The sequence below is a fragment of the Citrobacter sp. RHBSTW-00029 genome (assembly GCF_014104295.1).
Lineage (GTDB): Bacteria > Pseudomonadota > Gammaproteobacteria > Enterobacterales > Enterobacteriaceae > Citrobacter > Citrobacter youngae.
On the sequence record NZ_JABXRT010000001.1, the window covers coordinates 2395646 to 2411262 of the forward strand.

A 15617-nucleotide genomic window follows, 5' to 3' on the forward strand; every position below is an offset into this window, starting at 1 on the left:
TATTTGATGAATGAATTTTTTCCTTTAGCAAGCGCCGCCGGGATGACCGTCGGCCTTGCCGTCTGTGCGCTGATCATTGGCCTTGCGCTCGCCATGTTTTTTGCCGTCTGGGAGTCAGTAAAATGGCGCCCGGTGGCATGGGCGGGCTCGGCCCTGGTCACCATCCTGCGCGGTCTACCAGAAATTCTGGTGGTTCTGTTTATCTATTTCGGCTCCTCACAACTGCTGCTGACGCTGGCCGATGGCTTTACGATCAATCTCGGGTTTGTACAAATCCCGGTTCAGATGCAGATCGAAAACTTCGACGTCAGCCCGTTCCTGTGCGGTGTCATTGCACTGTCATTGCTGTATGCCGCTTACGCGTCGCAAACGCTGCGTGGCGCGCTGAAGGCCGTACCACTCGGGCAATGGGAATCAGGCCAGGCGCTGGGTTTATCTAAAACCGCGATTTTCTTTCGCCTGGTGATGCCGCAAATGTGGCGTCACGCGCTGCCGGGGCTCGGTAACCAGTGGCTGGTATTGCTGAAAGATACCGCGCTGGTCAGCCTTATCAGCGTGAACGATCTGATGCTGCAAACCAAGAGCATCGCTACCCGTACCCAGGAACCCTTTACCTGGTACATTGTGGCGGCCGCTATTTACCTGGTGATTACACTGGTGAGTCAGTACATTCTCAAACGCATTGACCTGCGCGCGACACGTTTTGAGCGGAGACCGGGCTGATGCTTGAGTATTTACCTGAATTGTTGAAAGGGCTGCATACCAGCCTGACGCTGACGGTCGCCTCCATCGTAGTTGCTCTGGTGCTGGCGCTGATTTTCACTGTCATCCTGACGCTTAAGACGCCGATTGTGGTCTGGCTGGTTCGCGCCTATATCACGTTGTTTACCGGTACACCGCTGCTGGTGCAAATTTTCCTGATCTACTACGGACCAGGGCAGTTCCCTGCGCTGCAGGAATATCCGGTGCTCTGGCATTTGCTGTCAGAACCGTGGCTGTGCGCGTTAATCGCGCTGTCCTTAAACAGTGCGGCCTATACCACGCAACTGTTTTACGGTGCGATTCGAGCAATCCCGGAAGGCCAGTGGCAGTCCTGTGGTGCGCTGGGGATGAGCAAAAAGGATACGCTGGCCATTCTGCTGCCGTACGCCTTTAAACGCGCCCTCTCCTCATATTCCAACGAAGTGGTGCTGGTATTTAAAAGTACCTCACTGGCTTACACCATCACCCTGATGGAAGTCATGGGTTATAGCCAGCTGCTGTACGGTCGCACTTATGACGTGATGGTTTTCGGCGCAGCCGGCGTGATTTACCTGATCGTCAACGGCTTGCTGACGCTGATGATGCGCTTAATCGAACGTAAAGCGCTGGCGTTTGAACACCGTAATTAAGCCAAATAACTGCATAAACCTAAAAACACAAGACGGGCAAGTCTCACAATAGCCCGTCTTTTTTACATCAATAAAAATACTTAATCATTTTTATTGCATATAAATTCATTAAATGGCATTGTTAATCCACGCCGCAGACACGGTAAATAATCATAAGATTGACAGACGGGAGTTCCACCATGAAAAAGTTAGTACTGGCCGCATTACTTGCTACTTTCGCCGCTGGCGCCTCAGCTGCAGATAAAATTAATTTCGGTGTATCAGCGACTTACCCGCCATTTGAGTCGCTGGACGCCAGCAATAAAATTGTCGGTTTTGACATCGACCTGGCAACGGCGCTGTGCAAACAAATGCAGGCTGACTGTACTTTCACCAATCACGCTTTTGACAGCCTGATCCCCGCGCTGAAATTCAAAAAATATGATGCGGTGATTTCCGGCATGGACATCACGCCTGAACGTAGCAAGCAGGTTTCCTTCACCCAGCCGTACTATGCCAACTCAGCGCTGGTAATTGCGAAGAAAGACACCTATAAAAGCTTTGATGATCTGAAAGGCAAACGTATTGGGATGGAAAACGGCACCACGCACCAGAAATACCTGCAGGACAAACATCCTGAAGTAAAAACCGTGGCCTACGACAGCTATCAGAATGCGATTATCGACCTGAAAAATGGCCGTATTGATGGCGTATTTGGCGACACTGCCGTCGTCAATGAGTGGCTGAAAACTAATCCACAGTTAGGTACTGCAACGGCAAAAGTCACCGATCCGCAATACTTTGGTACGGGTCTTGGCATTGCTGTTCGCCCGGATAACAAAGCACTGCTGGAAAAACTGAACAGTGCGCTGGCCGCTATCAAAGCGGACGGCACGTACCAGAAAATCAGTGACCAGTGGTTCCCACAGTAACCTCAGTTTTATTTAAAAAGCCGCGACCAGCGGCTTTTTTATAGCTATTTTCCCATGCGGGATACAACGTGAACACCTGACCTCACCAACAATGTTGGCCACGCCATCAGTCCGTTGTGCTCATAGGGGTACAAAAAACAAAGCCCGGTTTCCCGGGCCTTGAAGACGCAAAACAGATCAGTTGTAAGCATTGAGCGTCCGCTGACACAGTGCCGAGCGAACGCAATCATCTTTGTTGAATCGAACGATCCCAATCATGTCATCTTCTTCGAAACGGGCCAGCGCATCGCTTAGCCCTGAACGAACATGAGCGGGGAGATCGCACTGGGTAATATCCCCATTCACAATCACCGTCACATTCTCTCCGAGGCGAGTCAAAAACATCTTCATTTGCGCAGCAGTCACATTCTGAGCCTCATCCAGAATAACAACAGCATTTTCAAATGTACGTCCCCGCATATACGCGAACGGCGCGATTTCTACCTTACCAATCTCAGGTCGCAGGCAATATTGCATAAAGGAGGCTCCCAGACGTTTTACCAGCACGTCATAAACCGGACGAAAATAGGGAGCGAACTTCTCGGAGACATCCCCAGGTAAGAAGCCGAGGTCTTCATCAGCTTGCAGAACTGGACGGGTTACAATGATCCTGTCCACATCTTTGTGGATCAGGGCTTCTGCTGCTTTCGCCGCGCTGATCCAGGTTTTACCACACCCGGCTTCACCGGTGGCGAAGATCAGCTGCTTGCTCTCGATAGCATTCAGGTAGTGCGCCTGAGCTTCATTTCGCGCCGTGATCGGTGTGGCGTCGCGGCTATCACGCGCCATACCAATCGCTTCTACGCCGCCCATCTGCACAAGCGAGGTGACCGATTCATCTTCGCGCTGTTTATGGCTACGCGAATCCCGCCTCAGCACACGTTTTGCTTCGCGACGAGCTTTGATCACTGCTTTTTGTCTTCCCATGGATAGCACCTTGAGTTGTAGGTATACATCACACGCGCCGTTGGCGGCACGATTATGCGCACGAACATCTGAGGGTTGGCTTCCTTGTAAGCCATTGCCTGCCTTCGGATAAGACGCCATACACGGCTACGCGCACCGTACAGGGTGTCAGTTACAAGGATAAGAAGTGAAAGGGAGAGAGATTTAACGGTGACGAGATGGCTACCGGAAGAGAAACGTCCGCGTAAGGGACTGCAATAACGTTGAAAAACATGTCCAGTACAGGACTTTTCCATTCGCGATCTCCATAGTGAACGACTATCACCGCCGGGAACTACCGCTATTACTTATAATTACATCATAACCCTTCGTTAATGCAACAACGTTTTTACTTATTGTTAACTTAATTTCATCTTATCGCCAGCAACAGTCTCTTGCAGAGAGATGACAGAATTATTTCAGTCGCCGCCGATCATGAAAAATAATTTTTTCATTCATCAGAGTGTCAGGAAATGCCCCGCCGCACTGCGGGGCACAATCATCATGCTTCGAGCAGGGCCTGTCCCAGATAATGGTCTGCAGTTTTGACGCCCGGCAAGGCAAAGAAGTATCCCCCACCAATAGGTTTGACATACTCCTCAAGCGCTTCACCGTTCAGGCGTTTTTGCACCGTCAAAAACCCTTTTTCCAGGTCGTGCTGATAGCAAACAAACAACAGTCCCATATCCAGTTGACCAGAATTGGTCACGCCGAGCGAATAGCTGTAGCCACGGCGCATCATCAAACTGGAGTCAGTCTCTTTGGTGCGCGGATTTGCCAGACGGATATGGCTGTCGAGTGCAATTACCTCGCCTTCGGGATCGTTGGCGTAATCCGGCACATCATGCTCGTGCTGCATACCCAGCGGTGCGCCGGTATGTTTATCGCGGCCGAAAATCGTTTGCTGCTCTTTAAGCGGCGTACGGTCCCAGAATTCCACGCGGAACTGGATGAGCCTGACGGCCTGATAGCTACCATCTTGTGCCCATGCCGGTTCCCCCTGCTCCGCAGTGACCCACACCACGTTTTGCATCAGCGTTGCATTGGCTGCGTCGGGATTCGCGGTTCCATCCTTAAATCCCAGCAAATTGACAGGTGTCTCTTTACCTTTACTGCGTGCGGCGTGGTCGGAAATAAACCCTTCCCGCTTCCAGCGCACGCTGAGCAGATCAGGCGTGTGCTTAATGATATCGCGCAGCGCATGGATAACGGTGTCCTGCGTGTTGGCGCAAATCTGCAACAGCAAATCGCCATGACATAACGCTGCATCCAGTGAGTCATTCGGAAAACGCGTCATTTTTTGCAGTTTTTTCGGCATCTGTGCTTTCAGACCATAGCGATCATCAAACAGTGAAGAGCCAACCGACAGCGTCATCGTCAGATTATCCGGCGCTATGTATGCCCCAAGAATACCGGAATCCATTGGCGGTAAACGTGGATTCGGCGTTTCTGGCGCCGGCCCACCGGTGGTTAGAAACGCAAACCGGCTGGTTAGTAAACGAAACAGACGCTCAAGATCGGCCTTATCACTGGCGAGCACATCAAACGCCACCAGCATCATTGAGGCTTGCTGCGGCGTCAGGATCCCGGCCTGGTGCTGGCCATAAAACGGTTGTTGTTCACTGCGTGCATCAGGTGACAGTGTTCCCGGCGCGCTTTGCGTTTTTTGCGCGTGAGCGACCGGGCATCCACCCGCCAGCGCCAGCGCCCCACCCAGGGCGCCCATCCCTTTCAGTAAACGTCGGCGTGACGGTTCGCTCACGCCGTTTTCATTTTCTTGCTGCATAGTGCTTAATCCAGACCCAGAACACCGCGTAATTGCGACAAGTCTTCCGCCAGCGTCGTGATTGGCCCTTTCAGCGCATTGCGATCGGCATCGGTCAGTTTGTCATAGGTTTCAAAACCGTCTTTGGTACGGTACTTGCTCAGAATGGTATCGACTTTTTTGAAGTTCGCATCCACCTTCGCCAGCAGTTCAGCATTGGATTTTTGTAATTGAGGACGCAGGAGATCGACAATTTTCTGCGCGCCATCGACGTTGGCCTGGAAATCCCACAGATCGGTATGGCTGTAGCGATCTTCTTCCCCACTGATTTTGCTGGCAGCAACTTCTTCAATCAGCCCTGCTGCTCCGCCAACCACTTTAGACGGTGGGAAAGCAAGCTCGCTAATACGCGTTTGCAGGTCAAGAACATCACTGTTTAATTGGTCGGCGTACTTGTCCATACCTTTAGTGGTATTGTCGCCAAACAGCGCTTTCTCCAGGCGGTGGAAGCCGGTGAATTTCGGATCGGCGGCTTTTTGCTCATAATCATCTTCACGCGCATCAATGCTGCCGTCGAGATCGGAGAACAATTCGGCAATTGGTTCAATACGCTCATAATGCTGGCGGGTTGGCGCATACAGCGATTTGGCTTTCTCCAGATCGCCTGCTTTAATGGCATCCGTGAAGGCTTTCGTGCCTGTCACCAGTTGCGCGGTTTCTGCCGTTACATAGGCTTTGTATTCAGTAATTGCACCACTCAGGCTCAGCAGAGCGTCGCTGTGCGCGGCATCTGCCGTTGCAGTCCCCTTCACGATCAGCTTGCCTTTCGGGTTGGTCAGCAGACCGCAGGTCATATCATATTCGCCCGGCTGCAGATTAGCCGTCATTTTCTGGCTAAAGCCTGGTGCAATGTTTTCGCGCTCTTCAACCACCATAACGCCTTTAAGAATTTCCCACTCCAGCGCTTTCTGGCTGTGGTTCTGGATGATGAACTGCGTTTTCCCGGCATTCACCGTGATGGTCATCGGCTCACACTGTTTGTCGTTAACCGTGACTTTCACCTGCGGAATATCGGCGGCTTGTGCAGAAAAAGCGGATGCAAACAGCGCGGCAATACCCAACTGCAGCGCACTACGGCGAAAATTAAACGTCATAACCTATCCCTATAAATAAGTATGTTGTAACTAAAAAGTATTCTGCATCGCGTTTTTATCAAGGTGCGGTACGCGATGCCGTAGTGCCTGAACGCGGCGGTAGTGCAAACATAATCAATGCCGGAATCAGATAGATAAACCAGACAGCAACTTCACTGACGCTTGGCGCTTCCTGATAACCGAAGATCCCTTCCATCAATGTGCCAAACAGCGAATGCGTTGACAGAACGCTGCTCATATCAAACGCCACGTCCTGGAAATGATTCCATAACCCGGCTTCGTGGAATGCACGAATGGCCCCCGCAGCAAGGCCTGCGGCAACCAACAAAATGAACAGGCTGGTCCATTTAAAGAAAGCCCCGAGATTGAGGCGAATCCCACCGAGATAAATCAGATAACCCAGTACCACCGCAGTAGCCAGTCCCAGCATCGCACCTAGCGGTGGCCAGATACCCACATCCTGCTGAAATGCCGCCAGCAGGAAGAAGACAGACTCCAGCCCTTCACGGGCAACGGCAAAAAAGACCATCATCACCAGCGCCCAGCCATGATGATTGCCTTTCTGTAACGCGTTATCGACAGCCTGTTCCAGTTGTACTTTGACGTTGCGCGATACTTTACGCATCCAGAAGACCATCCAGGTCAGGATCACCACGGCAATGAGCGCCACGATGCCTTCAAACAGCTCCTGTTCTTTTTGCGGAAATTCACCGGTGGTTTCGTTGATGAAAATGCCTAACGCCAGGCACAACGCCGCCGCCAGCAACACACCAATCCACATCACGCCAATCCAGCGGCCACGCTGAGTCCGTTTCAGGTAGCTGGCAATCAGGCTGACAATCAGCGCGGCCTCTAACCCTTCGCGCAACATAATTAGAAATGGAACAAACATGCGAAGTACCCTTTAACGTTATTCTCAGTCAACTGATGCAAAGAAAAGTAAATTACAGTGATAGTGATTATCATTACAGCAAAGAAAAACTCAAGCAGAATGTTTTGAGAATGATGACTGAATGTAAAAGGTTAGGTAGGTAACGGTTATGACGGTTTTACGACCGGGTCAATAAAAAAGCCCGCACACGGCGGGCTTGAGGACAGAGGCTGATTATTCTTCCTGCAAACGCGACGGCGGTGCTGAATGATAATGCGCATCAGCCTCGGCAAAACGTTTCTGCATTGCTGCTGATGGCGCTTTCCCCCACAGACTGAAGACCACAATCCCGATGCTGCCGAACACGAAGCCCGGGATGATTTCATACAGGCCCAACCAGGCAAACTGCTTCCAGACGATAACCGTCACTGCACCAATGACCATCCCTGCCAGTGCGCCGTTACGGGTCATACGCGACCACATTACGGAGAACAGAACAACCGGACCAAAGGCAGCACCAAAGCCAGCCCAGGCGTAGCTCACCAGGCCGAGCACACGGTTCTCTGGGTTTGCCGCCAGCGCGATGGACACCAGCGCCACGACCAGCACCATGATACGCCCAATCCATACCAGCTCTTTCTGGCTGGCATTTTTACGCAGGAACGCTTTGTACAAATCTTCGGTAATCGCACTGGAGCATACCAGCAGCTGGCAGCTCAGCGTCGACATAACCGCAGCGAGGATCGCAGACAGCAGAATACCGGCAATCCACGGGTTAAACAGGATTTGCGCCAGTTCAATAAACACACGCTCGGCGTTCTGGTTAACGGCACCGGCAAGCTGTGGGTTGTTGTTAAAGTAAGCAATGCCGAAGAACCCAACGGCAACCGCGCCAGCCAGACACAGAATCATCCAGGCCATGCTAATGCGACGTGCGTGGACAATGCTATGGTGGGAATCTGCAGCCATAAAGCGCGCCAGAATATGCGGCTGACCAAAGTAGCCCAGACCCCAGCCCATCAGGGAAATGATGGCAACAAAATTCAGCCCTTTGAACATGTCCACGTTCTCAATGCTCTTTTGTTTAATCACTTCCAGCGAATCGTCGAATCCACCCACGCCAATGACTACCATCACCGGTGTCAGGATCAGAGCAAAGATCATCAGGCTGGCCTGGACGGTATCGGTCCAGCTAACAGCCAGGAAACCACCAATAAAGGTATAAATGATCGTCGCGGCCGCGCCCGCCCACAGCGCGGTTTCGTAGCTCATGCCAAAGGTGCTTTCAAACAGACGCGCCCCTGCCACAATCCCTGAAGCACAATAGATGGTGAAAAACAGCAGAATAACCAGCGCGGAGATAATACGTAGAATTCGGCTTTTATCTTCAAAGCGACCGGTAAAGTAATCCGGTAACGTCAGCGCATTGTTATTGTATTCGGTGTGTACGCGTAAACGTCCGGCCACCAGCTTCCAGTTGATCCAGGCGCCCAAAATAAGGCCGATGGCGATCCAGCTTTCTGAAATGCCCGACAGGAAAATTGCGCCTGGCAGCCCCATCAGCAGCCAGCCGCTCATGTCAGATGCCCCGGCGGACAACGCGGTCACGAATGGACCCAGACTGCGTCCCCCCAGAATGTAATCGTCAAAGTTTTTGGTTGAACGCCATGCAATAAACCCTATCAATATCATGCCGAAAATATAGACACAGAATGTCACTAACATCGGTGTGCTAATAGCCATCAAAACTCTCCAAAATTATGTATCAGCAATGCCGTGGCTTGCCGTTTTATTACCCTGCCGGAACGTGGCAAAGATATCTATGTTGACCAGGGCGACCGTATCCTGCCGGAAGCGATGGTTATTCACAATCGATTTAACACACCATTTACATCAAATTTGATCCAGAGTAGATAGCATTTTTCTGTAGGTTGCACTCTCTCACATTTTTTTCGGTTGCACCTTTTAAAAGTGTTAACTACCGCAGAGAAAAAGATTTTGTAATTTTTACAGCCCACATCATAAAACTCACATTTATTAACATTTCATTCATTTCCAAGCTTGCAAACCAAGTCACATTTAACACGGTTGCACAAAGTTGCAACATAGTGGATATTTCTCGGTAACTATCAGACCCGTATTTCAGTACAACAGGAGTAAACGGCATGGGAACTACCACGATGGGGGTTAAGCTGGATGACGCCACTCGCGAGCGTATTAAAACAGCAGCATCACGAATCGATCGCACGCCACATTGGCTGATCAAACAAGCCATCTTTAATTATCTCGAAAGACTGGAAAATGACGACGCGCTTCCTGAACTACCGGCCCTGCTGGCGGGTGCCGCGAATGAGGGTGAGGAGCCAACCACGCCGCAGAATGAAGCGCACCAGCCTTTCCTTGAATTTGCCGAGCAGATCCTGCCGCAGTCAGTTTCCCGCGCAGCAATCACCGCCGCGTACCGCCGCGCCGAAACCGACGCAGTGCCGATGCTGATGGAGCAGGCTCGTCTGCCGCAACCCATCGCTGAGCAAGCGCACAAGCTGGCATACAGCCTGGCCGACAAACTGCGTAACCAGAAGACCGCCAGCGGCCGCGCAGGGATGGTTCAGGGTTTATTGCAGGAGTTCTCCCTTTCTTCACAGGAAGGCGTTGCGCTGATGTGTCTGGCGGAAGCCTTGCTGCGTATTCCTGATAAGGCAACCCGCGATGCGTTAATCCGCGACAAAATCAGCAACGGCAACTGGCAGTCGCACATTGGACGCAGCCCGTCACTTTTCGTCAACGCGGCGACCTGGGGGCTGTTGTTTACCGGTCGTCTGGTTTCTACGCATAATGAAGCCAGCCTTTCACGCTCACTCAACCGTATTATCGGCAAGAGCGGTGAACCACTGGTGCGTAAAGGCGTCGACATGGCAATGCGCTTGATGGGCGAGCAGTTTGTCACCGGAGAGACTATCGCCGAAGCGCTGGCTAACGCGCGTAAACTGGAAGAAAAAGGTTTCCGCTACTCTTATGACATGCTGGGTGAAGCGGCTCTAACCGCCGCTGATGCCCAGGCTTATATGGTCTCCTACCAGCAGGCGATCCATGCCATTGGTAAAGCCTCAAACGGGCGCGGTATTTATGAAGGCCCGGGGATCTCCATCAAACTGTCTGCACTGCACCCGCGATACAGCCGTGCGCAGTATGACCGCGTGATGGATGAACTCTATCCGCGTCTGAAGTCGCTTACTCTGCTGGCCCGCCAGTACGACATCGGTATCAATATTGATGCTGAAGAGGCAGACCGACTGGAGATCTCCCTCGATCTGCTGGAAAAACTGTGCTTTGAACCTGAGCTGGCGGGCTGGAACGGTATCGGTTTTGTTATCCAGGCCTACCAGAAGCGCTGTCCGTATGTCATTGATTATCTCATTGATCTGGCTACACGCAGCCGTCGCCGACTGATGATCCGCCTGGTCAAAGGCGCGTACTGGGATAGCGAAATCAAACGCGCACAGATGGACGGTCTGGAAGGCTATCCGGTTTACACCCGTAAGGTGTACACCGACGTTTCCTATCTGGCCTGTGCGAAAAAACTGCTTGCTGTACCGAATCTGATCTACCCACAGTTTGCCACCCACAACGCGCATACGCTGGCGGCCATTTATCAGTTAGCGGGTCAAAACTACTATCCAGGTCAGTATGAGTTCCAGTGTCTGCATGGTATGGGCGAACCGCTGTATGAGCAGGTCACCGGCAAAGTCGCTGATGGCAAGCTGAACCGTCCATGCCGCATTTATGCGCCGGTCGGCACGCACGAAACGCTGCTGGCGTACCTGGTGCGTCGTCTGCTGGAAAACGGCGCCAACACCTCATTCGTCAACCGTATTGCAGACACCACCCTGCCGCTGGACGAACTGGTTGCCGATCCTGTTGAAGCCGTTGAAAAACTGGCACAGCAGGAAGGTCAGGCCGGGCTGCCGCATCCGAAGATTGCCCTGCCGCATGACCTGTACGGTAAAGGCCGGGAAAACTCAGGCGGACTGGATTTAGCTAACGAACATCGTCTGGCCTCGCTGTCCTCTGCCCTGCTCAATAGCGCGCTGCAAAAATGGCACGCCAAACCAATGCTTGAACAACCGGTCGCTGACGGTGAAATGACGCCCGTCGTCAACCCGGCCGAACCGAAAGACATTGTCGGTTACGTGCGTGAAGCGACTCACAGCGAAGTGGAACAGGCATTACAGAACGCGGTAAATAACGCGCCGATCTGGTTCGCCACACCGCCACAAGAGCGCGCCGCTATTTTGCATCGCGCCGCCGTGCTGATGGAAGGTCAGATGCAGCAGTTGATTGGCATCCTGGTGCGAGAAGCGGGTAAAACCTTCAGCAACGCCATTGCGGAAGTACGCGAAGCGGTCGACTTCCTGCACTATTATGCCGGCCAGGTGCGCGATGACTTCGATAATGAAACCCATCGTCCGTTAGGCCCGGTGGTCTGTATCAGCCCATGGAACTTCCCGCTGGCTATTTTCACCGGACAGATTGCTGCCGCACTGGCGGCGGGCAATAGCGTGCTGGCGAAACCTGCGGAGCAAACCCCACTGATTGCCGCCCAGGGCATCGCGATTTTACTCGAAGCGGGAGTCCCGCCGGGCGTGGTGCAACTGTTGCCTGGTCAGGGTGAAACGGTCGGGGCGCAGCTCACTTCCGATGAGCGCGTTCGCGGCGTGATGTTTACTGGCTCCACGGAAGTCGCCACGCTGTTACAACGCAATATCGCGACCCGCCTCGATACTCAGGGGCGTCCAATCCCGCTTATCGCCGAAACCGGTGGGATGAACGCAATGATTGTCGACTCCTCAGCATTGACGGAACAAGTCGTGGTCGACGTTCTGGCCTCTGCCTTTGACAGTGCCGGACAACGCTGCTCGGCACTGCGCGTCCTGTGCCTGCAGGATGATATTGCCGACCATACGCTGAAAATGCTGCGCGGCGCGATGTCGGAATGCCGCATGGGCAACCCGGGCCGCCTGACTACCGATATCGGGCCGGTTATCGATGAAGAAGCCAAAGCCAATATTGAGCGCCATATTCAGGCCATGCGCGCCAAAGGGCGTCCGGTGTTCCAGGCCGTGCGCGAAAATAGCGACGATGCGCGGGAATGGCAAACCGGTACCTTTATCGCCCCGACGCTTATTGAGCTGGAAAGCTTCGATGAATTACAAAAAGAGGTGTTTGGTCCGGTACTGCATGTCGTGCGTTACACCCGTAACAATCTGGGCAGCCTGATTGAGCAAATTAATGCCTCCGGCTACGGTCTGACGCTGGGCGTGCACACCCGCATCGATGAAACCATCGCCCAGGTCACGGGATCGGCACATGTGGGTAACCTGTACGTTAACCGCAATATGGTCGGTGCCGTTGTCGGCGTACAGCCATTCGGTGGCGAAGGCTTGTCAGGCACCGGACCAAAAGCGGGTGGACCGCTGTATCTGTACCGCCTGCTGGCTAACCGTCCGGAAAATGCGTTAGGCATTACGCTTGCGCGTCAGGATGCAGACTACCCTGTCGATGCACAGCTTAAATCAGCGCTGATTCAACCGCTGGAAGCGCTCACCGCATGGGCAATCGATCGCCCGTCGCTGCATGCGCTCTGTCAGCAGTTTGGCGAACTGGCACAGGCCGGTACCCAGCGTTTGCTGCCAGGACCAACCGGCGAGCGCAATACCTGGACGCTGTTGCCGCGCGAACGCGTGCTGTGTATCGCCGATGATGAGCAGGATGCACTGGTACAGGTTGCCGCGGTGGCTTCCGTTGGTAGCTTAATCCTGTGGCCAGATGATACGTTCCATCGCGACCTGGCAAAACGCCTGCCAGCCGCGGTCTCCGGGCGCATTCAATTTGCCAAAGCGGACAACATCGCCTCGCAGCCGTTTGATGCCGTTATTTTCCACGGCGATTCCGATCAGCTTCGCGCATTGTGCGAATCTGTGGCAGCCCGCGAAGGGGCGATTGTCTCGGTCCAGGGCTTTGCCCGTGGCGAAAGCAATATTCTGCTGGAGAGGCTGTACATTGAACGTTCCCTGAGCGTCAATACTGCCGCTGCCGGGGGGAACGCCAGCCTGATGACAATCGGCTAAGGTTGTGGTTAATTAAGGCTCCGGCAACGGAGCCTTTTTTATGAAGCCAGAGGGAAGCATGAAACGAATTGTACTGACCTGTGCCGCACTGCTGCTGAGCGGCCAGGTGCTGGCGGATGACTGCGCCAACGCGAACAACCAAATTGAAATGAATACCTGCGCCGCTGAGCAGTATAAGACGGCCGACGCAAAGCTAAATGATACTTATCAGAATGCACTGAAGCGCGCCGCCCCCACCCAACGTGATTTACTGAAAAAAGCACAGGTCGCATGGATTACCCTGCGCGATGCAGACTGCGCATTGATCAGTTCAGGCACGGAAGGCGGCAGCATACAGTCGATGATCACCAGCCAGTGTTTAACGGACAAAACCAACGAGCGCGAAGCGTTTCTCGCCTCGCTCTTACAGTGCGAAGAGGGTGACTTAAGCTGCCCGTTACCGCCGGCAGGTTAACGCACGCGGATCCCTTCAATAATCATCCGCTGTACGCTCTCAACGGTTTGGTTAAAAAAGGCTTCATCACGCAGTGTTGCGCCCGTCACTGCCTCTACCTGTGGGGCAAAATCGGCGTAATGCTGGGTTGAAGCCCAAATCATAAAAATCAGATGATGCGGATCGACCGGCGCCAGCTTCCCGCTTTTAATCCACCCAGCAATCAGCGCAGATTTCTCATCAATCAGCGTTTTGAGATCGCCAGTTAATTCAGCCATCAACAACGGCGCGCCTGCCAGCATTTCCATACAAAATAGTCGCGATGCCTGGGGATAATCGCGGGACACTTCCAGTTTGAGTCGGATGTACTCTTTAATCGCCGCCAGTGGCGCAAAGTCCTCGCGAAAGGCCTTCAGCGGTGCCAGCCAGATATCGAGGATCTGGCGTAATACGGCAATATAGAGCACTTCTTTAGAAGGGTAGTAATAAAGCAGATTCGTTTTAGACACCCCCGCCAGTTCCGCAATCTGCTCCAGACGCGTGCCATGAATGCCATACTGGGAAAAGACATTTAATGCCGCGGTTAAGATAGCCTGGCGTTTTGCACTCACGGCCTGCGAGCGTTTACCTGTTTTTTTCTCTGCGCCTTGAGCCATGCACCCTCTCCTTGTTCTGAGGGCGCCAGCATAACAAATCGCACACTGAAACGTTAAATTAAAGCGACTCGGGCGGAGCCTCCTGCTGGACGGCTTTCTTCTTTTTGAACTTGAGTTCGCTGACCAGTACGCCAATGATAATGAATGCCGCCCCCAACAGAGCAAGCAGCGGCAGGCGTTCCCCTGCGAGTCGACCAAAAATCCCCGCCCATACAGGCTCACCGGTATAGATTACCGTTGCGCGTGTCGGCGAAACGCTGCGCTGCGCCCAGTTCATGGTGACCTGGATAATCGCACTGAAAATCCCCAGCCCCAACGCCACAACCAGCAATCCGGTTGACATCGGCGGTACGGACTCTCCGGCTGGGGCCATTGCAATAAACGCCACGATTGAAGCAGTTGCCAGTTGTACCACCGTTACCCGCCGCACATCCACTTTTCCCGCCCACGCGCTAATCAGGATAATTTCCGCCGCAATCGCCACCGCGCCGGCGAGCGTGATCCACTCTCCTTCGCCCAAAGCCAGCAAATTGCCTCCTGGCCCGGCGAGAAAAATCAACCCGATAAAAGCCAGCACAATACCGACACACGGCATCAGTCCGGGCATACGTCCCAGACACAGCCATTGTAAAAGCGGTACCAGTGGCACGTACATCGCAGTAATAAACGCCGATTTACTGCTGGGAATAAACTGTAGTCCCCAGGTTTGCAGACTATAGCCCAGCGCAATGGCGATACCGATTGCCACGCCTGCTTTGAATTCCAGCCACGTTAGCTTATGCAATGTGCATAACGACAAAAGCGCGACCGCCAGCGCGGCGGTGGCAAAACGCACGCCGACAAAGAAAAAGGGACCGCTCAGCGTGACAGCATATTGCACAGCCAAAAACGTTCCGCCCCAGAACATGGTGATCACAATGAGGATCGCCTCCTGGGGTTTAACAGAGAAGGAATAACGAGAAAGTAATGACATGAGACACCCGATTATCTGAATGTCATTAGTCTGCGTTGCGTTTTGTTACAGTTCAACCTTGCAGACAAAAAAAACCGCCGGAACGACCCGGCGGCGGTGGCGACGTAACGTCTGTCTCTGAACACTCAGCCGTCACGATATCTCTAACAGACAGCCCGACAATTACGATTTGTTATTGCCGTGACTATTCTTGCCCCCTTTTTTTCCTGCTTCTGAAGCGCGTTGCGGGTCATTCTTGAAGTTGCCCCCGCTGTGCTGGCCACCTTTTCGACCTGCTTCTGATGCTCTTTCGCGGTCTTCCGCAAAGTTGCCGGAACCGCCCCGATGGTTTGCCATTACTGACCTCCGTCA

At 53.1% G+C, this 15617-nt stretch carries 13 protein-coding genes; 5 read left to right on the forward strand and 8 right to left on the reverse strand.

What is annotated here, in order from left to right; all coding sequences use genetic code 11:
* Window positions 1-6 precede the first annotated feature (6 nt).
* The 3 genes from artQ (at window position 7) to artJ (ending at window position 2302) form a co-directional block, all read left to right on the forward strand.
* The gene (gene artQ / locus HV041_RS11820; RefSeq protein ID WP_040231854.1) at window positions 7-723 is read left to right on the forward strand and encodes an arginine ABC transporter permease ArtQ; all 717 of its coding nucleotides are present in this window, start codon (window positions 7-9) and stop codon (window positions 721-723) included.
* Window positions 723-1391: an arginine ABC transporter permease ArtM gene (artM, locus tag HV041_RS11825; RefSeq protein WP_061067660.1), complete on the forward strand. Its 669-nt coding sequence runs from the start codon at window positions 723-725 to the stop codon at window positions 1389-1391. Before artQ ends, artM begins: the two co-directional genes overlap by 1 nt.
* A gap of 179 nt (window positions 1392-1570) precedes the next feature.
* On the forward strand, window positions 1571-2302 hold the full coding sequence (artJ, locus tag HV041_RS11830; RefSeq protein ID WP_048212074.1) for an arginine ABC transporter substrate-binding protein ArtJ: 732 nt from the start codon (window positions 1571-1573) through the stop codon (window positions 2300-2302).
* 177 nt (window positions 2303-2479) lie between these two features.
* Here artJ and phoH read toward each other — a convergent pair whose 3' ends face one another.
* From phoH to putP, 5 genes are all read right to left on the reverse strand, one after another.
* Window positions 2480-3268 carry a phosphate starvation-inducible protein PhoH gene (gene phoH, locus HV041_RS11835; protein WP_005122110.1) on the reverse strand — a complete coding sequence of 263 codons (789 nt, stop codon included), beginning with the start codon at window positions 3266-3268 and terminating at the stop codon, window positions 2480-2482.
* A 520-nt stretch (window positions 3269-3788) separates the two neighbouring features.
* A complete protein-coding gene (gene efeB, locus HV041_RS11840; RefSeq protein WP_121584462.1) occupies window positions 3789-5072 on the reverse strand; it encodes an iron uptake transporter deferrochelatase/peroxidase subunit in 1284 nt (427 codons plus the stop codon).
* Window positions 5073-5077: 5 nt separating this feature from the next.
* Window positions 5078-6205, reverse strand: coding sequence for an iron uptake system protein EfeO (gene efeO / locus HV041_RS11845; RefSeq protein ID WP_048212076.1), 1128 nt, complete (start codon window positions 6203-6205; stop codon window positions 5078-5080).
* Window positions 6206-6263: 58 nt separating this feature from the next.
* A complete protein-coding gene (gene efeU, locus HV041_RS11850) occupies window positions 6264-7097 on the reverse strand; it encodes an iron uptake transporter permease EfeU (RefSeq protein ID WP_061067658.1) in 834 nt (277 codons plus the stop codon).
* Between the two features lie 213 nt (window positions 7098-7310).
* A complete protein-coding gene (putP, locus tag HV041_RS11855) occupies window positions 7311-8819 on the reverse strand; it encodes a sodium/proline symporter PutP (RefSeq protein WP_121584461.1) in 1509 nt (502 codons plus the stop codon).
* A gap of 422 nt (window positions 8820-9241) precedes the next feature.
* Between putP and putA the strand changes: the two genes are divergently transcribed.
* Both putA and HV041_RS11865 read left to right on the forward strand, forming a co-directional pair.
* Window positions 9242-13204, forward strand: a complete 3963-nt coding sequence (gene putA, locus HV041_RS11860) for a trifunctional transcriptional regulator/proline dehydrogenase/L-glutamate gamma-semialdehyde dehydrogenase (RefSeq protein ID WP_121584460.1) — start codon at window positions 9242-9244, stop codon at window positions 13202-13204.
* Between the two features lie 58 nt (window positions 13205-13262).
* A complete protein-coding gene (locus HV041_RS11865) occupies window positions 13263-13658 on the forward strand; it encodes a lysozyme inhibitor LprI family protein (protein WP_116360260.1) in 396 nt (131 codons plus the stop codon).
* Here the strand turns inward: HV041_RS11865 and rutR are convergent.
* From rutR to HV041_RS11880, 3 genes are all read right to left on the reverse strand, one after another.
* Complete coding sequence (gene rutR / locus HV041_RS11870) at window positions 13655-14293, reverse strand: HTH-type transcriptional regulator RutR (RefSeq protein ID WP_048212080.1); 639 nt, start codon at window positions 14291-14293, stop codon at window positions 13655-13657. The two genes, HV041_RS11865 and rutR, sit on opposite strands and share 4 nt — an antisense overlap.
* A gap of 58 nt (window positions 14294-14351) precedes the next feature.
* Entirely contained in the window at window positions 14352-15266 is a 915-nt protein-coding gene (locus HV041_RS11875) for a DMT family transporter (protein WP_165712326.1), read from the reverse strand.
* 162 nt (window positions 15267-15428) lie between these two features.
* The gene (locus HV041_RS11880; RefSeq protein WP_003036022.1) at window positions 15429-15602 is read right to left on the reverse strand and encodes a general stress protein; all 174 of its coding nucleotides are present in this window, start codon (window positions 15600-15602) and stop codon (window positions 15429-15431) included.
* Window positions 15603-15617 lie beyond the last annotated feature (15 nt).